Origin of the sequence: Citrobacter sp. Cpo012, assembly GCF_030333015.1 — a bacterium.
Lineage (GTDB): Bacteria > Pseudomonadota > Gammaproteobacteria > Enterobacterales > Enterobacteriaceae > Citrobacter > Citrobacter portucalensis.
The window spans coordinates 381,104-400,651 of the sequence record NZ_JAOWGR010000041.1 but is presented as its reverse complement, the minus strand read 5'-3'; the positions used below and the strand labels follow the sequence as shown (position 1 = coordinate 400,651).

Annotated in this window: 20 protein-coding genes and 1 other annotated feature; of the genes, 13 read left to right on the top strand and 7 right to left on the bottom strand. The window is 52.7% G+C overall.

What is annotated here, in order from left to right; translation table 11 throughout:
• Positions 1 to 196: 196 nt before the first annotated feature.
• The 4 genes from yidA (at position 197) to OGX90_RS18045 (ending at position 4,442) form a co-directional block, all read left to right on the top strand.
• Positions 197 to 1,009, top strand: coding sequence for a sugar-phosphatase (gene yidA / locus OGX90_RS18060; protein WP_008786541.1), 813 nt, complete (start codon positions 197 to 199; stop codon positions 1,007 to 1,009).
• Between the two features lie 171 nt (positions 1,010 to 1,180).
• The gene (locus tag OGX90_RS18055; RefSeq protein ID WP_286582253.1) at positions 1,181 to 2,191 is read left to right on the top strand and encodes a hypothetical protein; all 1,011 of its coding nucleotides are present in this window, start codon (positions 1,181 to 1,183) and stop codon (positions 2,189 to 2,191) included.
• Positions 2,188 to 3,318 carry a BamA/TamA family outer membrane protein gene (locus tag OGX90_RS18050; RefSeq protein ID WP_410198798.1) on the top strand — a complete coding sequence of 377 codons (1,131 nt, stop codon included), beginning with the start codon at positions 2,188 to 2,190 and terminating at the stop codon, positions 3,316 to 3,318. The genes OGX90_RS18055 and OGX90_RS18050 overlap by 4 nt, the downstream gene beginning before the upstream one ends.
• A complete protein-coding gene (locus tag OGX90_RS18045; protein WP_286624427.1) occupies positions 3,315 to 4,442 on the top strand; it encodes a DUF4056 domain-containing protein in 1,128 nt (375 codons plus the stop codon). The genes OGX90_RS18050 and OGX90_RS18045 overlap by 4 nt, the downstream gene beginning before the upstream one ends.
• Here the strand turns inward: OGX90_RS18045 and cbrA are convergent.
• Positions 4,431 to 5,576, bottom strand: a complete 1,146-nt coding sequence (gene cbrA, locus OGX90_RS18040; RefSeq protein ID WP_286624425.1) for a colicin M resistance lipid reductase CbrA — start codon at positions 5,574 to 5,576, stop codon at positions 4,431 to 4,433. The two genes, OGX90_RS18045 and cbrA, sit on opposite strands and share 12 nt — an antisense overlap.
• A gap of 99 nt (positions 5,577 to 5,675) precedes the next feature.
• Here cbrA and OGX90_RS18035 point away from each other — a divergent pair, with 99 nt between their 5' ends.
• Positions 5,676 to 6,902 (top strand): YidR family protein, encoded by a 1,227-nt coding sequence (locus OGX90_RS18035; RefSeq protein ID WP_286624422.1) that lies wholly within the window; start codon positions 5,676 to 5,678, stop codon positions 6,900 to 6,902.
• Between the two features lies 1 nt (position 6,903).
• On the opposite strand, the gene OGX90_RS18030 is transcribed toward OGX90_RS18035, so the two are convergent.
• Complete coding sequence (locus OGX90_RS18030; protein WP_003023879.1) at positions 6,904 to 7,236, bottom strand: YceK/YidQ family lipoprotein; 333 nt, start codon at positions 7,234 to 7,236, stop codon at positions 6,904 to 6,906.
• Positions 7,237 to 7,474: 238 nt separating this feature from the next.
• Positions 7,475 to 7,546, top strand: a sequence feature (ROSE (Repression Of Heat Shock gene Expression) occurs in the 5'-region of heat shock genes and acts as an RNA thermometer to modulate expression.).
• Here OGX90_RS18030 and ibpA point away from each other — a divergent pair.
• The 6 genes from ibpA to OGX90_RS18000 all read left to right on the top strand — a co-directional run bounded on the left by ibpA (position 7,540) and on the right by OGX90_RS18000 (position 11,671).
• Positions 7,540 to 7,953, top strand: coding sequence for a small heat shock chaperone IbpA (ibpA, locus tag OGX90_RS18025; protein WP_003023882.1), 414 nt, complete (start codon positions 7,540 to 7,542; stop codon positions 7,951 to 7,953). It overlaps the preceding feature by 7 nt.
• 92 nt (positions 7,954 to 8,045) lie before the next feature.
• Positions 8,046 to 8,474, top strand: coding sequence for a small heat shock chaperone IbpB (gene ibpB, locus OGX90_RS18020; RefSeq protein WP_003827096.1), 429 nt, complete (start codon positions 8,046 to 8,048; stop codon positions 8,472 to 8,474).
• 123 nt (positions 8,475 to 8,597) lie between these two features.
• Complete coding sequence (locus OGX90_RS18015; RefSeq protein WP_048237049.1) at positions 8,598 to 10,259, top strand: putative transporter; 1,662 nt, start codon at positions 8,598 to 8,600, stop codon at positions 10,257 to 10,259.
• A gap of 185 nt (positions 10,260 to 10,444) precedes the next feature.
• Entirely contained in the window at positions 10,445 to 10,792 is a 348-nt protein-coding gene (locus tag OGX90_RS18010) for a YidH family protein (RefSeq protein WP_003023888.1), read from the top strand.
• Positions 10,782 to 11,144 (top strand): DUF202 domain-containing protein, encoded by a 363-nt coding sequence (locus OGX90_RS18005; RefSeq protein WP_079934376.1) that lies wholly within the window; start codon positions 10,782 to 10,784, stop codon positions 11,142 to 11,144. The genes OGX90_RS18010 and OGX90_RS18005 overlap by 11 nt, the downstream gene beginning before the upstream one ends.
• Before the next feature lie 14 nt (positions 11,145 to 11,158).
• Positions 11,159 to 11,671: a radical SAM protein gene (locus OGX90_RS18000; protein WP_003827104.1), complete on the top strand. Its 513-nt coding sequence runs from the start codon at positions 11,159 to 11,161 to the stop codon at positions 11,669 to 11,671.
• 12 nt (positions 11,672 to 11,683) lie between these two features.
• Here OGX90_RS18000 and dsdA read toward each other — a convergent pair whose 3' ends face one another.
• A complete protein-coding gene (dsdA, locus tag OGX90_RS17995; protein WP_003827105.1) occupies positions 11,684 to 13,006 on the bottom strand; it encodes a D-serine ammonia-lyase in 1,323 nt (440 codons plus the stop codon).
• A 17-nt stretch (positions 13,007 to 13,023) separates the two neighbouring features.
• Positions 13,024 to 14,361: a D-serine transporter DsdX gene (dsdX, locus tag OGX90_RS17990; protein ID WP_003827107.1), complete on the bottom strand. Its 1,338-nt coding sequence runs from the start codon at positions 14,359 to 14,361 to the stop codon at positions 13,024 to 13,026.
• Between the two features lie 229 nt (positions 14,362 to 14,590).
• Here dsdX and dsdC point away from each other — a divergent pair, with 229 nt between their 5' ends.
• Positions 14,591 to 15,517, top strand: a complete 927-nt coding sequence (gene dsdC, locus OGX90_RS17985) for a DNA-binding transcriptional regulator DsdC (protein ID WP_003827110.1) — start codon at positions 14,591 to 14,593, stop codon at positions 15,515 to 15,517.
• Between the two features lie 78 nt (positions 15,518 to 15,595).
• Positions 15,596 to 16,678 carry a cellulase family glycosylhydrolase gene (locus OGX90_RS17980; RefSeq protein WP_032945440.1) on the top strand — a complete coding sequence of 361 codons (1,083 nt, stop codon included), beginning with the start codon at positions 15,596 to 15,598 and terminating at the stop codon, positions 16,676 to 16,678.
• Here the strand turns inward: OGX90_RS17980 and emrD are convergent.
• The 3 genes from emrD to tisB all read right to left on the bottom strand — a co-directional run bounded on the left by emrD (position 16,605) and on the right by tisB (position 19,027).
• Entirely contained in the window at positions 16,605 to 17,789 is a 1,185-nt protein-coding gene (gene emrD / locus OGX90_RS17975; protein WP_032934162.1) for a multidrug efflux MFS transporter EmrD, read from the bottom strand. The two genes, OGX90_RS17980 and emrD, sit on opposite strands and share 74 nt — an antisense overlap.
• 191 nt (positions 17,790 to 17,980) lie before the next feature.
• A complete protein-coding gene (locus OGX90_RS17970) occupies positions 17,981 to 18,814 on the bottom strand; it encodes an EamA family transporter (RefSeq protein ID WP_079934375.1) in 834 nt (277 codons plus the stop codon).
• 123 nt (positions 18,815 to 18,937) lie between these two features.
• On the bottom strand, positions 18,938 to 19,027 hold the full coding sequence (tisB, locus tag OGX90_RS17965) for a type I toxin-antitoxin system toxin TisB (protein WP_003023909.1): 90 nt from the start codon (positions 19,025 to 19,027) through the stop codon (positions 18,938 to 18,940).
• Positions 19,028 to 19,548 lie beyond the last annotated feature (521 nt).

The window sequence follows — 19,548 nt, the reverse complement described above, 5'->3', positions numbered from 1 at the left end:
CGGATAAGGCGGTTTACGCCGCCATCCGGCAAGACGTTGTATTGTGCCTGATGGCGCGTTGCTTATCAGGCCTACAAACGACAACCAATCTACAAAAAGGGGAATCTCGATTCCCCTTTCTATCCCCCTTTTCGTAGCTGTTTTTTGAGCGGAATCGCGTTAGCATGAGGACGGACTCATTTAATCCGGGGAACTCATGGCTATCAAACTTATTGCTATCGACATGGATGGCACACTTCTGCTACCCGATCACACCATTTCACCAGCGGTCAAAACGGCGATTGCCGCGGCACGCGCGCGTGGCGTGAATGTGGTGCTGACCACGGGACGCCCGTATGCCGGCGTTCACAGCTATCTGAAAGAACTACATATGGAACAACCCGGTGACTACTGCATTACCTACAACGGTGCGCTGGTGCAGAAAGCAGGGGATGGCAGTACCGTGGCGCAAACCGCGCTGAGCTATGATGATTATCGTTACCTGGAGCAGCTCTCCCGGGAAGTTGGCTCGCATTTCCACGCCCTCGATCGCAATACGCTGTATACCGCGAACCGTGATATCAGCTACTACACGGTACACGAATCGTTTGTTGCGACGATTCCGTTGGTGTTCTGCGAAGCCGAGAAAATGGATCCTGCAACCCAGTTCCTGAAAGTGATGATGATTGACGAGCCGGAGATCCTCGATAAAGCTATCTCTCGTCTACCTGCGGAAGTAAAAGAGAAGTACACCGTGCTGAAAAGTGCGCCGTATTTCCTCGAAATCCTCGATAAACGCGTCAATAAAGGGACGGGCGTAAAATCGCTGGCCGATGCGTTAGGCATTAAAGCCGAAGAGGTGATGGCGATTGGCGATCAGGAAAACGACATTGCGATGATTGAATACGCAGGCGTGGGCGTTGCCATGGATAACGCTATTCCATCAGTCAAAGAAATCGCCAACTTCGTGACGAAATCTAACCTTGAAGATGGCGTCGCCTGGGCGATAGAGAAATACGTCCTTTCCTGATGCGTGTTATGCCTGGCCTCGGCTGGGCATTAACATTAAAATGTTATAAAACATATATTTATATTATCAGATGTGAAACCGCACATTAATACCTCCACATAGTACGTAACTTCTATACTCTCCCTTCTTCTTTTATATCTGGGCAATTCCTGCCTGCTACTAAACTTTCTTATGACAAACACAAGCATCCGCGTGGTGTTGATAACGTCTTCCTGTCTGGTTTTTCATGCCAGTGCCGCGACGGATTCCAGCTCAACTATTACACCTCTCTTTGGCTATCAGGATGACGGTCTGTCTGCGCCTGTACCGGAAAAAACGACGGTTAAACCTGCCGAAAACCACACCATTTTGCCCTTTTTAGGCGATGAAGCGCGTAAGCGCGGATATGAACTACCGGCACCGTTTGGCGTGAATATTAACTACATGAATATCCGACAAAATATTAATGTGGATAGTATTAACTTCAACGGTCTTTCCCTCGGTGGCCGCTCACTGGATAACGCGTTTAAAATTAGCGTCGGCAATACGCGTGAACGCAGTAAAACCGAAACGCTGAAGCTGGATGCCTGGCTGCTGCCGTTTATGAATGTCTATGGCTTGATTGGCTATACCGATGGCCACTCCGTTTCGCAAATAGGCGTCGGGATAAAAGGCCCCCTTAAAGACCGCACACCAAGCAGTTTGCAGAATCTGGCGTTTCAGCTCGACTTTAAAGGCACCACCTACGGCGTAGGGACGACGCTGGTTGGCGGTGTAGGCAACTGGTTTACTGCTTTTGATGCCAACTACACCCAGACGCGGTTCGATATTCTGGATGGGAGTATTGACGCCTTAACCCTTTCTCCGCGCATCGGTTATCGCTTTACCACCCCCGGTGTGGATGCGCTGCACCTGCCATCCGGAAAGTTGAATCTATGGGTTGGCAGTATGTACCAGGACGTGCAGCAAGAATTTAGCGGTAGCCTTAACGACCTCACCATGCCGTCTGAAACGCTGCAAAGACTCGTTGATATTGCCAACAAAGACGGTAATGGTCGCTTTGACGTTAAACAGCATCTCCAATCCCCCTGGAACGTGCTGGTGGGCGCACAGTATGAAATTACCCGGAACTTCAACGTCACGACCGAAATCGGCTTTGCTGAACGTAACAGTTTCTTCATGGCGGGAGAGTATCGCTTTTGAGCCGTCTTACCCTCTTCCTGCTGTTCAACCTGCTCTCCTGTACAGTGCGGGCAGCGTTGCCGAGCCGAGGCGAAGTTGACGGTTGGCTAAATAAGTTGGGTGCCAGTGATAGCTTTGACGCCAGCAAAGGCATTGACTGGGGCGTAATGCCGGGACCGTTTTATACCCCGGAGCTGGGGTTAGGGATCGGTACAGCGGTGGTGGGGATGTATCGCCCTGACCCGAATGATACGGTAAGCCAAAACTCGACGCTGACGCTCAGCGGCTATTTTAGCTCAACTGGCGCATTCGGTATCACGATGCAAAATTACGCATTTTTTGCCGACGATCGGTGGCGATTCTTTCTCAATGGCGCATTAACGGATACTCCAACCTACTACTGGGGGCAAGGTTTTAGCGCTGGGGATAAAGATAACCAAAAACAGCAATACACCGCTCAGGTTCTGGAGTTGCGTCCAACGTTGTATCGCCAGTTGGCACCCAATGTTTATCTGGGGCTTGGCTGGTCGCTGAACGCCCAGCACGCTACCCAAATGGACGATAACGATCCGCCCAACATTGAGCATACCGGGCAGGGGGCGTCGGTTCTCAGCTCCGGAAGTAGTGTCGAACTCAGCTGGGACGATCGTGATTTCGTTCCCAACCCGCGTAAAGGACAGTATGCCGATGTGCGCTATACCCGATTCACACCAGAGGTGGGAAGCGATACGCGATTTGATGAATATCAACTGCACTACAGCCGCTATCACTCGCTGGACGAGAACAATGTGCTTGCCTGGGAGATGGACGGCGCGTTTACCCAGGGCGATGTGCCGTGGAGCATGATGCCGCTGCTTGGCAGCAATCAGCGTATGCGCGGTTATTACGAAGGGCGCTACCGGGATAAAAACGCCGTCAGCGGGCAACTGGAGTATCGGCGGAAACTTGACTGGCGGCATGGTGTGGTTGGTTGGCTCGGTGCGGGCACGATGGGACCCTCTTTTCATGCGCTGGACGATGGACGCTGGTTACCGTCCGCCGGTGTGGGCTACCGCTTTGAATTTAAGCCCCGGGTGAATGTGCGTCTTGATTATGGGATTGGCAAAGGGAGCAGCGGTTTTTATTTTCAGGTTGGAGAGGCATTTTGATCAATAAGGTGGTGTTAATAGCGCTCTTATGGCTGGCAACGGCGATAGCCCGTGCGGCAATACCTGTAACTTTGCAGCTCGTTTCTACAGAGGATAAGGCCCAGGGTACTGCCTGGCCGGTAGTTTCGCCCCTCCCTGCACCTCAGGGATTACGTCCGTGCTGCGCGTTTGGCTACGACCTGCACGCACAGGTACTGCATATGCCGGTGCCATTTTATGAACTTGATAATGTTGTCACGATCGATAGCATCGGCGAGCACCGCTATAACGATAGCCTACTGTTAGGGCTAGCGAATCTGGCAGGGATCGGGCATGAGAATAACGGCATAGTGTATACCGCTCGCGGTGGCTTCATTGATACCGCACATGTCCGTGATACCGCAGACATGACGGCCTGGCTCTTTAGCCATCTTCTTCCACGGCTTGGTCAATCATTTACGCTGCGTCTGGATGATGAGCTTGCGCAACGGCATGTCGTATTTAACGCTTTCACACCCCCCACAGAGCCTGCTGATCGTTATGCGCTGGCGGCATGGATGGCCGCGCATCTGGCGTTTCAGCTCGCTGCCTGGCATGAAATTGCGCAATGGTATGGTTTTGAGTCTGTTCCAGGATTTTCGGAGGAGGTTTCTGCATTTTCCCCGGAAGATCTCTACTCAAATTTGTTGGGTGCCAGAATTGCGGTATCGCTGATCCTCAATGGGCAACTGGCAACAACGGAAATGTACGATGTGGCGATGAACAACGCGCTGCGCCAGGCGTTGATGCAATTGGGGGCAAAACCGGAAAAAATCACCCGCTTTCAGTTTGATATGCTGGATGGCAAATGGTGGAATAGCCAGCGCCGGGTACCAGAGAAATATTTGGTTCTGCACAGAAACTATGATGTGAGTGACTCGCGTTTACCGACGTCGGTACCGGGTGAACAAGCCTCGCCATTGAGACTGATGTTGCCACATCACTGGCGAGAATATTCCCTTGATGCGTTGGCACAACTCGAACTTTGGCCTGGCCGTACAATGGAGCGGCTGCCTACGCCAGGTTCCTGGTACACCGTCGCCAACTTTCCCGCGCTGGCTACAGTGGCACAAGGCCGTGACAGTGAGGTGAACTCAGTCCCTTAAAAAAACGCGCCATAATGTCATAGCCATACTACGTTTTCTCTCACGTTTTTCTTTCGCTGGCGGGCGGCTTTCTGATTTTGCCAAGGGAATATGCGCAACGCCGCTGCGCATAATCCATTTACGGGAAAATGCCGACGTCAGGGCCCGGCTTTTCAGGATTTTGCCATACAGTTTGAGACGTAACTTGTGGGTGGCTTTACGGTAAGCGTGATTCATATCTGGCGTATCCCGCAGCAGTACCGATTTGAGGATCTCCGCGCTGTCCAGCGCATAGCTAATCCCTTCCAGCGAGCTGGCGCTGATAAAACCGGCCGCTTCACCAATCAAAAATGCGTTGTCCTCGCCGCAGACGAAGTCTTTCCAGCGTGAGGGGAATAGCACCGTACATTTTTCACTTTTCACCGGTTTGCCGAACTGGAAATGGAACGCTTCCAGCTTCTCTTTCAGCGCGTCAAAGCGTGCCTGTCCGTCCTTCATGGGGTAGGCGCCACCAAAGATAAAATAGCCATCTTTGCTGATACTCCAGGAATAACAGTCAGTTGCATCGTTATCAAAAATACAGGAATAGAACGGTACGGGATGCTTTTCCGCAAACCATTGTTGAATAGCGACATATTTACGGATTTGGTGCTGTGGATAGAGATGACGGCGCACCAGTGAGTTCGCACCGTCTGCCCCCACCAGATAACGTGCAGTGATCTGCTGCTCCCAACCGTCGGCGCGGAAGATAACATGCCATTTATCGCCCTCGCGCCAGATTTTCCGACACAGGCTGTCGTGATACACCTGCACATCATCAGGGATGAGAGATTTAAGCCATAAATCAAAAGCATGGCGGTTGATATTAATGTAGCTGCGCTGGTAGTTACGCGTCAAAGAAGCGGCAACATCAACCGTTTTAACGCTAAAAATCTGCGGGTTGGCGATAACATCAACGGGTAAGGTTATCCCGTCGCGGATAAACGAACGCTGGGCGTCCGGGGCCAGCAGACCGCCGCAGGGTTTAGTGAAACCTTCGTTGCCGCACTGGCGTTTTTTATCCAACGCAATCACGCGCATTTTTCCGCTCAACTGTCGCGCCAGCGCTGCGCCTGCCGGACCTAAACCGATAATCGCTACGTCAAAATGTTCCATCTTTCTGTCCGCAAAAATGAAGATGGCGATACGCTAAAGCCTGAAAGTGAAGTGCTTGTGAAGTATGATTGTTTTAATCGTCTTGTATCAGGGCATCCCATGAAGCAAATCACCTTTACGCCGCGTAATCATCAGCTTACCAATATCAATACCTGGACACCGGACAGCCAGTGGCTGGTCTTTGATGTGCGCCCTTCCGGCGCCTCTTTTACCGGTGAAACAATTGAGCGCGTCAATATCCATACTGGCGAGCTGGAGGTGATTTACCGGGCTACTCAGGGATCGCACGTTGGTGTGGTGACCGTTCATCCAAAGTTGGAAAAATATGTCTTCATTCACGGGCCTGAAAATCCTGATGAAACATGGCATTACGACTTCCATCATCGTCGTGGGGTGATTGTCACGCAGGCTAGGGTGGAGAATCTGGATGCAATGGATATTACTGCGCCCTATACGCCAGGTGCGCTGCGCGGCGGGAGTCATGTGCATGTCTTTAGCCCGAACGGTGAGTTTGTCAGTTTCACCTATAACGACCATGTACTGCATGAGCGCTCTCCGGCGCTCGATTTACGCAACGTCGGTGTGGCTGCACCGTATGGTCCGGTGAAGGTCTCCGCGCAGCATCCGCGTGAATACAGTGGCAGCCATTGGTGCGTGCTGGTGAGCCAGACGACACCAACGCCAAAACCGGGTAGCGATGAGATTAACCGCGCCTATGAAGAGGGCTGGGTTGGAGAAAACAGGCTGGCGTTTATCGGTGATACGCTATCAGCCACTGGCGAGAAAGTACCGGAGCTGTTTATTGTTGATTTGCCACAGGATGAAAGTGGCTGGAAACAGCCGGGGGACGCGCCTCTGGAGGGGACTGACATGACCATGCCTGCGCCACCATCCGGTATTCGCCAACGCCGTCTGACGTTTACCCATGAGCGCGCCTTCCCGGGGCTGGTGAATCAGCCTCGCCACTGGGTACGCAGTAATCCAAAGGCATCAGAGATTGCGTTTTTAATGCGTGATGACAACGGTATTGTACAGCTTTGGCTGATTTCCCCACAGGGTGGAGCGCCGCGTCAGCTTACCCAGTGCGCTACGAATATTCAGTCAGCCTTTAACTGGCACCCATCGGGGAAATGGCTGGGATTTGTACTGGAGAACAGAATTGCCTGTTGTGATGTTCAAACGGGCGAGATTGATTTTTTAACGGAACGTCATGATAACCCGCCGTCGGCCGATGCGATCGTCTTCTCCCCTGATGGTCGACAGGTTGCGTGGATGGAAGACGTCGAGGGTTTCCGCCAGCTGTGGGTGACTGAAACCGGGCGTTAATTTATGGAGCAGACATTTCTGCCGGGGGAATAACGGCGTTCGTGGCCTGGGTTCTCTCCTCGCTCTTTTCTACGCGGGATCTCACCGAGTTATCTTTGCGAAAGAGATCCCAAGGTAGCAATACCGTATCGAGCACCGCGGTAAAAGGCATATCCAGAATCGCCAGCGACTTGGTTCCCCAGTTTGTATCACTTTCGCTAATCATTGTGGCACTGGCTCGCGTGCCAGGATACGTCCCTTCTTTACCACCTGTATGCGACATGATGCTGGAACAACCGCTTACAAACGCCATCCCACTACACATCGTCAGTGTTACCAACATTTTTTTAATCATCATTTATTCATCTGTATTTATCGTGTTTGCATGGTGAGTTAAAGCGATCCGTTGCGAAAATAACATCACCATTTCGTCGCACTGTGGCGGCCATCGCGATTTAACGAGAACAACTGCTCCCCCCAGTGTATGCAATAGACAACAAACTGCAAAAAAAGTGAGATGAATACGCTTGAAAAGTTTGTATTAAGACCCATTTTTAGAGTGTAGACAAATGAAGGGCATGCCTGATGGGTGTCCTGGCTACCTGACCTGTCCATGATGGAAGGTCAATATTCTCGCTGATTTCAGGAGCTATTGATTATGCGTAACTTTGATTTATCCCCGCTGTACCGTTCTGCTATTGGTTTTGACCGTCTGTTTAACCTGCTGGAAAACAATCAGGGCCAGAGCAATGGCGGCTACCCTCCGTACAACGTTGAGCTGGTAGACGAAAACCATTACCGCATTGCAATTGCCGTTGCCGGTTTTGCTGAAAGCGAACTGGAAATTACTGCCCAGGACAATCTGCTGGTGGTAAAAGGCGCCCATGCGGACGATCAAAAAGAACGTACTTACCTGTATCAGGGTATTGCCGAGCGCAACTTTGAACGCAAGTTCCAGTTAGCGGAGAACATTCATGTTCGCGGCGCAAACCTGGTAAATGGTCTGCTGTATATCGATCTTGAGCGCGTGATTCCTGAAGCGAACAAACCGCGCCGCATCGAAATTAACTAATTCTGTAGGCCGCTTCAGGCGGCCTTGCTAAGTCATCGGCTTGCCGTCAGGGAGCCGAAAGGTACCTACTCGCTTCTTAGAAGGAGATTATTATGCGTAACTACGATTTATCCCCACTGCTGCGTCAATGGATCGGTTTTGACAAACTGGCCAATGCCTTGCAAAACACCGGTGAAAGCCAGAGCTTCCCGCCTTATAACATCGAAAAGAGCGATGATAACCACTACCGCATTACCCTTGCGTTAGCCGGTTTCCGCCAGGAAGATCTGGATATTCAACTGGAAGGCACGCGCCTGACCGTGAAAGGTACGCCGCAGCAGCCGGAAAAAGAGACCAAATGGTTGCATCAGGGGCTGGTCACTCAGCCGTTCAGCCTGAGCTTTACGCTGGCTGAAAATATGGAGGTCTCCGGCGCAAGCTTCACTAACGGCTTGCTGCATATTGATTTGACCCGGAATGAACCTGAAACCATTGCTCCACAACGTATCGCCATCAGCGAACGTCCTGCATTAGATAGTTAAATAGCTCCATGCCTTTGCCCCGCCAGAAATGACGGGGCTTTTTTGTGCTTTACCACCCATACATTGCGACTGTACTCTGCGAGAATCCATTTACTTAATGATGTTATTCACAGGGAACAGGATATGAGTGATATAGCATTGACGGTCAGCGTTCTGGCATTAGTGGCAGTTGTCGGGTTATGGATCGGCAACATAAAAATACGTGGCGTGGGTTTTGGCATTGGAGGCGTGCTGTTCGGCGGTATTATCGTCGGGCATTTTGTCGATCAGGCAGGGATGACCCTGAGCGGCGACATGCTGCATTTTATTCAGGAATTTGGCCTGATTCTTTTCGTCTACACCATTGGTATTCAGGTGGGGCCGGGCTTTTTTGCTTCTCTGCGCGTTTCGGGCCTGCGGCTGAATCTGTTTGCTGTGCTGATTGTCATCATGGGTGGCCTGGTCACCGCGATCCTGCATAAGATTTTTGCCATTCCTCTCCCTGTGGTGCTGGGAATATTCTCTGGAGCGGTCACCAATACCCCGGCGTTAGGTGCGGGGCAGCAAATTCTGCGAGATTTAGGTACGCCTGGCGACGTAGTTGACCAGATGGGGATGAGCTATGCCATGGCTTATCCTTTCGGCATCTGCGGAATTTTACTGACCATGTGGCTGATGCGCCTTATTTTCCGCGTTAACGTCGATGCTGAAGCCCAGCAGCATGAATCCACGCTGACCAACGGGCACGCACTGATTCAGACGATGAACATCCGCGTGGAAAACCCAAACATCAACAATATGGCGATTCAAGATGTCCCGATTCTGAACAGCGACAAAATCATCTGCTCGCGTCTGAAACGTGACGAGACATTGATGGTGCCGTCGCCAGGGACGGTTATCCAGATGGGCGACCTGCTACACCTGGTCGGACAGCCTGCTGACCTGCATAACGCGCAGGTGGTGATTGGGCAGGAGGTAGACACATCGCTGTCTACGCGAGGTACCGATTTACGCGTCGAACGCGTGGTGGTGACTAACGAGCAGGTGCTGGGTAAACGTATCCGCGACCTGCACTTTAAAGAACGTTACGACGTGGTGATTTCCCGCCTGAACCGTGCGGGTGTTGAGCTGGTAGCCAGCAGTGACGCCAGCCTGCAATTCGGGGATATCCTCAATCTGGTGGGACGTCCTTCGTCCATTGATGCCGTTGCCAATGTTGTGGGTAACGCGCAGCAAAAACTGCAGCAGGTGCAGATGCTGCCGGTATTTATCGGTATCGGGCTGGGTGTTCTACTGGGTTCAATCCCGCTGTTCATCCCGGGGTTCCCGGTGGCGTTGAAACTGGGGTTGGCCGGCGGGCCGCTGATTATGGCCCTGATCCTGGGGCGTATTGGTAGCATCGGTAAGCTGTACTGGTTTATGCCTCCCAGCGCTAACCTGGCGTTGCGAGAGTTGGGTATCGTGCTGTTTCTTGCGGTGGTGGGACTGAAGTCAGGCGGTGATTTTGTCGATACCCTAACACAGGGAGATGGTCTGAGCTGGGTGGGCTACGGTATTTTCATTACCGCGATTCCGCTCATTACCGTGGGCTTGCTGGCGCGAATCTTTGCCAAAATGAACTATCTGACGCTGTGCGGCATGTTGGCTGGCTCAATGACCGATCCCCCGGCTCTGGCGTTTGCTAATAACCTGCATGCCACCAGCGGGGCGGCTGCGCTCTCCTACGCAACCGTTTATCCGCTGGTCATGTTCTTGAGGATTATCACCCCGCAACTGTTGGCGGTGCTCTTCTGGGGATTAGGTTAAAACTGACTTATCCGGCCTGCATCTCCTGTAGGCCGGATAAAACGCAACTCTCCATCCGGCATTACAAACACCCTCTCTCTTTCCCATTGTCTCATCACCCGACTCGCCCTCTCGTTTGAGAATCAGGTTCATACTCCTTAACTGTTCCGGTATAACGACCAGACAACAATATTTAAGGAGCTGTCATGAAGATTTCTCGCCTTGGAGAAGCACCGGATTATCGCTTCTCGCTGGCAAATGAGCGTACTTTTCTGGCGTGGATCCGCACCGCGCTCGGATTTCTGGCGGCGGGGGTTGGCCTTGATCAACTGGCCCCGGATTTTGCCACGCCGGTCATCCGTGAGGCGCTTGCCTTGTTGCTGTGTCTGTTTGCCGGCGGTCTGGCGATCTACGGCTACCTGCGCTGGCTACGTAACGAAAAGGCGATGCGACTGAAAGAGGACTTGCCCTACACCCACAGCCTGCTGATTATCAGCGTCATGCTGACTATTGTGGCGGTGATTGTCATGACGCTGGTGCTGTATGCCGGATAGCCGCAAATCCCGACGCATCGCTGACCCGGGGTTACAACCGGAGCGGACTTCACTGGCCTGGTTTCGCACGTTGTTGGGCTATGGCGCGTTAATGGCGCTGGCGATTAAGCACAACTGGCACCAGGCGGGAGTGTTGTTCTGGATATCGGTAGTTGTGCTGGCGATAGTGGCGATTATCCTCTGGCACTACACCCGCAGCCGTAATCTGATGGATGTGAGTCATAGCGATTTTTCTGAATCTCGCGCGGTGCGTGACAAATTTATGATCTCCCTCGCGGTGTTATCCCTCGCAATGCTGTTTGCTGTAACGCATGTTCGCCAACTTATCGTATTTATCGGGAATTTTGCATGACAGGATGTGAGAACATGGATGTTAGTGATGATGTTTTAAACGTGGTGATTGACCATCAGAAGTGTTTACAACCGGTTGAAGTGTACCGTGGTTTGCAACAAGGAAATGTTCGCCTGGTACAATTTATTCCGCTGGTTAAGCACGATGGTTCAGGTCATCTGACAGACGAATCGGTTACGTCTGAGGCATGGGGCCGATTTTTAATTACGATATTTGATATCTGGGTACGTGAAGATATTAATCAGATATCTATCCAGCTTTTCGATAAAACGCTTCGCCAGTGGTGTGGTCTGACGGCACAGATTGAACGACAGACCATGTCATCAATGAATACGCGTTGCCAGACATGCTCATTGTTTCAATATTACCACGGTGATTGTCCTGCGTACTGCGAGGAAAATGGAAAGGGCGTGCTGTGTGCAGGCTATCAGGCTTTCTTCAGCCATACCGCGCCGCATATGCGCGTGATGCGTGACCTGCTTAAGCAGCATCGCTCACCGATGGAGCTGATGGCGATGCTGCGTTAAGCTCAGCTGTATTTAACGTCCTTTGGCCAGATACTGCGCCATTTCATCTTCCGGGACCATTCCACCGCCGGTCGCCCACACCAGGTGGGTGGCGTTATTGAGCTGATCCGCGCTGAAGCCGTGCATGTGCTGATAGTCAGCAGAGGCGCAAACGTGTTGCGGACCGGCCATCCCTGCCAGCGCTGACGGTTCGAGGCGAATACCTTCTTCCTGCGCCAGCCAGCCCAGCATATCGTACATCGTCTGATCGTCCAGAGTGTACAGACCGTCGAGCAGACGTTCCATTGCCCGGCCAACAAAGCCAGACGCACGGCCGACAGCCAGCCCATCAGCCGCCGTCAGGTTGTCGATGCCAATATCCTGCACGGAAATCGTATCGTGCAGTCCGGTATAAATCCCCAGCAGCATGCACGGTGAATGGGTTGGTTCTGCGAAGAAGCAGTGCACGTTATCGCCAAACGCCAGCTTCAGGCCAAACGCCACGCCGCCAGGGCCACCGCCGACGCCGCATGGTAGGTAAACAAACAGTGGATGGTCTGCATCCACCACGCGCCCCTGCTGGGCAAACTGCGCCTTTAAGCGCTGTCCGGCCACCGCATAGCCTAAAAACAGCGTGCGGGAATTTTCATCATCGATAAAGAAGCAGTTTGGATCGGACTCCGCCGCCTTACGGCCCTGTTCAACCGCCACGCCGTAATCTTCTTCATACTCCACGACCGTCACACCGTGACTGCGCAGTTTGGCTTTTTTCCATGCGCGGGCGTCGGCCGACATATGCACCGTCACCTTAAAGCCGATACGGGCGCTCATAATGCCAATCGACATGCCGAGATTACCGGTGGAGCCTACTGCGATGCTGTACTGGCTAAAGAACTGTTTGAATTCGGGCGAAAGCAGAACGCTGTAATCGTCTTGTGTGGTCAGCAGACCGGCTTCCAGCGCCAGTTTTTCCGCGTGGGTCAGTACTTCATAAATGCCACCACGGGCTTTAATCGAGCCAGAAATTGGCAGGTGACTGTCTTTCTTCAGCAGAATTTCGCCATTGATGCGCTGCCCGTACTCTTTCTCCAGCCGCTTTTGCATGGCCGGAATCGCGGCCAGCTCAGATTCAATAATGCCGCCGGTGGCCGCGGTTTCCGGGAATGCCTTTGCCAGGTACGGCGCAAAGCGCGTCAGACGGGCGTGAGCATCCTGAACATCGTGTTCAGTCAGGCCAACATACGGTAAACCTTCCGCAAGAGAGGTGGTGCCAGGGTTAAACCAGGTTGTCTCCTTGAGAGCAACCAGATCTTCCACTAAAGGATACTGGGCGATAAGTGTTTGAATGTTTTCCATAGTCAGTCTCTTTGCGCTTAGATAATAAAGGAAAGCAGGAATGTGCAAGCCAGTGCAATCACGGACGCGATAAATGTCGCGGTCGTATAGTATTTAAACGTTTCATTCAGGGTGGCACCGCAGTATTGCTTCACCAGCCAGAAGAGGGAATCGGTAACGATCGTGCAGCCAATAGCGCCGGAACCGATAGCAATGGCGATGATCTCCGGGCTGACGTTGGGATAGAGCGGCAGCATCGGTGCAACGATTGCCGTGGCGCCCATCATTGCCACCGTGGCGGAACCCACCGCAGCATGCAGGATTAACGCCACCAGCCACGCCAGCAGAATCGGGTGCATATGCATGTTCGAGAGGATCAGCGCAAGAGTATCCGCCAGCCCACTGCTCTTGAGGATAGCGTTGAATGCGCCGCCTGCGCCGATAATCAACAGAATGTTAGCTATGGAGCCAAAACCGTTTTCAGTGTGGGTCAGCAACGTACCCATACCGATGTGCTGACGCAGGCCGAGAATGTAATAGGCAACGAAAACGGCAATAAACATCGCGGTGATCGGGTTACCAATAAACTCCAGCAGCGTATATACCGTGCTGCCTTTCGCCATGTTCAGCTCAGCGACGGTTTTTACCAGCATCAGGCCAATCGGCAGCAGAACGGTAAACAGCGTAGCACCCAGCGACGGCAGCGTACTTTCGTCACGCACTTTAAGGTCAGAAAACTCAGCCGGAACCGGTTTAAACGGCAGACGGTTACCCAGGAATTTCAGGTACAGAGGACCGCCGATCAGCGAGGCCATCAAGCCGACCAGTAAGCCGTAGACAATCACGGTGCCAATGTCTGCGCCCAGCTTGTTCGCCACGAACAGGGCAGCCGGATGCGGTGGTACCACGCAGTGCACCGCCATCAGCGCCGTACACAGCGGAATCGCCAGCTTCAGTAATGAAGTATTGGTTTTCTTGGCAATTGAAAAGGCCAGTGGAATCAACAGCACCACGCCGACTTCAACAAACAGCGTGATCCCGCAAATCAGCCCAACCAGAACCATAATGACGTCGGCGGATAGCCAGCGGCAGCGCTGCAGCGTCAGGCCAATGCGTTCGGCTGCGCCGGACACTTCCATCATTTTGCCCAGAATGGTCCCAAGGCCGATAACCGCGGCGAGGAAGCCCAGCGTACCGCCGATGCCACTCTCAATGGCATTGACCATATCCAACGGCCCCATGCCCATCATCGTACCCACGAAGAAGCTGGCTAACAGCAGCGCCAGAAACGGGTGGAATTTGAACTTCACGATGGTCAAAACGATTAACACGATGCTTATCAGCAGCGTGCTCACAACCCAGATTTGAGAGTGCATAACTCACCTTGCCCTGTGATTAATATAGGGTTATTGGACAAAAATAAGGCATGGTCTGACAAACGATATAAATCCCCATTCACATGAGCCAGATTGCATCAAATGAGTGATTTATGTCTAATTGCGCTTTGTTTATGCGATATGGTTCACTCTGATTCACCTTTGAGCTGATTTTTACAGCGAACTTTTTTACACTCCAGCGTATGAATCAGAAGGAAAGGAGGTGAGAATGGATCCCCTACGCGAAGTCAGAAACCGGCTGCTCAACGGCTGGCAGCTGTCAAAGCTGTATACTTTTGAAGTGGCGGCCCGGCATCAGTCGTTTGCGCTGGCGGCAGACGAGCTGTCATTGAGCCCCAGCGCCGTCAGCCATCGCATAAATCAGCTTGAAGATGAGCTTGGTATCCAATTATTTGTTCGTTCTCATCGCAAAGTGGAACTCACTCATGAGGGCAAACGGGTATTTTGGGCGCTGAAGTCGTCGCTGGACACGCTCAACCAGGAGATTCTTGATATTAAGAATCAGGAGCTCTCGGGGACGCTCACCGTCTACTCACGGCCTTCTATCGCCCAGTGCTGGCTGGTTCCGGCGCTCGGCGACTTTACCCGTCGCTACCCGTCAATTTCGCTAACCATGTTGACCGGGAACGACAACGTCAATCTACAGCGTGCGGGTATCGATCTCGCCATCTATTTTGACGATGCACCCTCCGCGCAACTCACGCATCACTTCCTGATGGATGAAGAGATCCTGCCGGTGTGCAGCCCGGACTACGCCCGCCGCCATGACCTTACCGGTTCGCTGGTGAATTTGCCGCACTGTACGTTGCTGCACGACAGGCAGGCCTGGAGTAACGATTCCGGGACCGATGAATGGCACAGTTGGGCGCAGCATTTTGCGGCGAATTTGCCGACATCGTCGGGGATTGGTTTTGATCGTTCGGATTTAGCAGTAATTGCGGCAATGAACCATATCGGCGTGGCGATGGGCCGAAAACGGCTGGTGCAAAAACGCCTCGACAGCGGAGAATTGATTGCGCCTTTTGGCGATATGGCACTGAAATGTCATCAGCATTACTACATCACCACGCTGCCCGGCAGGCAGTGGCCGAAAATCGAGGCGTTTATTGGCTGGCTACAGGAGCAGGTTAAATAAGCGGGTCGCGAATATTTTTTACGCTTTCGCTCTACACGGAAAGTGAAAAAGCGTGCTAAATACGTGATATCACTCCTGATGATTTGCGTAAGGACGACCGTGTTAAAGCCGATTGTTTCCCTTTTACTGTTGGCCAGCGCCACCGTGTGTGCCGCGCAACCTGCGTTGACGGCGGCGCAGTATGTGCAGCAGCTTGGGGTTGGGATGGACGTAGATTGGGCGCGTACCGATCGGGGCATCCGTGAATTCGATCCGCTGGTGGTGCGGGATTATAAGGCGAAAGGGTTGACCCACGTGCGCATTCGCGTGGCGGGTGAGCCTACGGAGGCGCGGCTCATTCATCTGCGCAAGCTGGTGGAAGCCTGCGAGCAGTATGGCGTGATCCCGATAATCGCCTATCAGGCTGACGAGTATAAAAAAGACCCCAGTGCCAGTAACGAAAAAGAGGTGGTTAACTGGTGGGTGGCGGTGGCGCATTACTTTGGCCAAAGCTCGCCGTTGCTGGGTTTCGACCTGATTTATGAACCTGCCGATAAGCTCAACCATAATCAGGCGTCGCTCAATAGGGTGTATGACAAAACCATCCGTACCATCCATGCCATCGATCCACAGCGAATGATATTTATCGCGCCGAAACTGCATGCCGCTCCTGAAGATTTGCCCAACCTAAAGTTGCCGCCGCAAAGTCAGAATACCGTGCTGGCACAATGGCATATTTTCCCGTGGGGGCCGCTGAAAAATAACGGTAAATACCCGTGGACCTCAGGGACAGCGGCAGAAAAGGCCGCCATTCGCGCCCGTATCAATACCGCCATTCACTGGCAGCAGAAAACCGGTCATGTTAGTTGGGTAGGAGGCTGGTCGCCGGGAGAAACCATCAGGAATGCGCCTTCTGCCTCGCAAATGGCGTTTGCCCGCTTTATGGCTTGCGAGCTGAAGAAAGCGAAAATTCCCTATGCTATCAATGCGGATACGCAGTTCTATGATGGTGAGGAAGGGGCATGGAGACCGGCGCTGGAGCCGTTGTTGAATACCATGATTGCCCCTGAGTGTGAAAAGCCCGGCGAGAAGCCGGGCCATCATACGCTTAAACCGCCTGTCCCTGATGCGACACGCGTGACGCCAGCGGAAGCCAGCAAACAAAAATCAACAGCCCCATAAGGGTCATCAGCAGGCCCAGACTGGCTTGCCCGGTCTGCGGCAGCATGGCAGAGAACCACGCCAGCACGCCGGAACCAATGTTCTGTAATCCACCAACCAGCGCACCAGCAGTACCGGCCAGGAACGGGAAAGGCTCCATTGCGCCGCTGGTTGCCAGCGGAAACAGCATCCCGGCGCCGAAGAAAAACAGTGCGGCGGGAACCAGTAGCGTCCAGACGTTCATCACGTCGAACAGACCAGGGATCCACATCATCAAACCGGCGACCAGACAGCAGATAACTGACTGCCACATTAGCGTCGAGAAACGCTTATTCGGGCGACCGGCGAACCAGGCACCAAAAAACGCCGCCGGAATGGGCAGAATAAACAGGATACTGACCACCATGCTGCTTAAGCCGAGACGCGCGCCTAACAACACCCCGGAACAGGCTTCGAAGACCGCAACGCCCGCCAGGCCGCCGATCAGCATCAGCACGTAACAGGTGAAAGAGCTGTTGCCAAACAGCGTTTTGTAGCTGGCGATAAGCCGTGGACGCGGCGCACCTGCGGGGCGCGTTTCCGGCATCCAGCGCGCCATGCTAAACGTAACGCCTGCGCACAGCACCAGCAGGAAGATGTAACAGGCACGCCAGTTCCACAGGGTATCCAGCATACCGCCAATCAATGGTGCCAGCAGTGGGCTGACTAGAATCCCCATGTTTAACAGGCTATTAGCGTGGCGTAACTGCGTGCCTTCATACAAATCGCGCGGTAACGTTCGCGCCATCACGCCGCCGACGCCCGTTCCCATCCCCTGGATTGCGCTGGCGATAATCAATACCGTCAGGCTGTGGGTGGTTATGGCGACCAGCGTAGCCAGCATAAAAATGGACATCCCGGCGAGGATCACCGGGCGGCGGCCAACGCGATCGGAAAGTGGGCCGTAAATCAGTTGTGACAGGCCGTAGGTCAACAGATAGGCGGCCATCACGCTTTGCACCGCCCCTTCGCGAACGTTCAGTTCACGCGCCATATCAGCAATCGCGGGGATATAAATGGTTTGCGCCATCTGACCTACCGCCACCAGTAATACCAACATCAACAACAAATTGACGCTTCTATGCCTTTTCATTTCGCTGATTACTTTTCAAAAAGTGAAAAAATAAGAATAAGGTGCTGCACTTTCCCGTAAATGCGCGTGGAATCTACCACAACAGAAAAAGAAGGCCAGATAGTGGGCTGGAATGTTTAAACGATGAACGGCAGGAAATGTAAACAAAAAGCGGCAACAAATGTTGCCGGATTGCATCGGGTTTACAGAGGTCATGATAAGCGTAGCAAAACTGCGCCTATGGCAATGCCTCCAGCCGCAACAAGACGTATTCCGGCAACCTTCTCTTTCAGTAGCAGCCACGCGAGCAGCGCGCCAAACAGGATGGAAGTTTCACGCAGCGCAGCGACTACCGCCAACGGAGCCTGAGTCATGGCCCACAGCGCCAGACCGTAAGAACCCATTGTGCCAATCCCGCCAAGAATACCTTTCTTCCACTGCTGTACCAGATAGCGCGACGCTTCCCGGCGTCGGGCAATCATCGCCCAGCCCAGCAGGCAGGAGCCGTTCAGAAAGAAGGTCCACAGCGTATAACCCAGCGCGGTTTCTGATAAACGTACGCCGGTGCCATCAACCAGCGTATATCCGGCGATAAAGCAGGCGTTAATGAGCGCCAGCACGATCCCGCGTTGCGAGCTGCTGCGTCCGTTAAACGCCATGCCGAGGATCGCCAGACAGATCGTGGCAATCCCCACCCAGGCTAGAACAGAGAGGCTATCGCCAAGAAACAGGACGCTGATAATTGCGACCAGCAGCGGCGCTGTGCCGCGCATTAACGGATAGGTCTGGCTCATATCCGAAACCTGATAGGTTTTGGCGACCAGGACGGTATATACAATTTGCAACGCAGTTGAGACAGCTAAAAATGGCAGGCTGGCGGCGGAAGGTTGCGGCGCAAAGGGTAAGAAAATCAATGCCATAATTGCGGCAGAACCGCTGACACCGATCGCTGAGTACAGTTTATCGTTTCCAGCTTTAACAATGGCATTCCAGCTGGCATGCAGCAGCGCGGCGAACAGCAAAATGCAGAAAACAGAAAGCGTCATGGTGGAATTCTTCCCTGAGAATGTCATAAAAACGTAACATATTGGCGCGACACAAGCACCAGGGAGAAGGTGAAAGGGGAGCGGAGTGTTACCCGCCCCCCTTAGGTGCGACTTGAATCCGAATTACTTAACGTATTTCAGAACGGCATCAAGTAGTTGCAGTGCTGCAACAATGAGTTTGAGGATAAGAATAGCGATATCCACGAGGCTCATACGCTCTCCTTTTGGTACAAGGAGCACGGTGCTGACGTACCTCGCCGCTGCCTGTTGCCAGCACCTTTGTTGACATAACACAGTGTGCTCACACGGGGGTTAAGGCGCTGACGGCACCACCCGTTTCAGCCAGGACTTTGATGCGCCGGTTTACGATGCGGCCCCCGCATAACACATTGCGTACCGAGACATTATAGATAAATACTGTATAAATTAACAGTATTTTATGGACGTTACGCTATTCATGTTCCATACTCAAAACCATCAAAATTCGTGCCGAAATTGCGTGTTCTTCGCAGAACGCGTATACTTTTTTCGTTGACATAACACAGTGTGTTCGGCGGCTACCAACCGCACAGCACTGAAAAAAACCTCGCTCCGGCGGGGTTTTTTGTTTTTCAGCAATGCACAACGAAATGTGATCGTTGACGCATTTTTATGCAGATGAAAATTTTTCCATTGTCACGCTGAAAAACCTGTGTTTGTATAAATCCAGTTAATCAACAAACAGACAGGTCCCT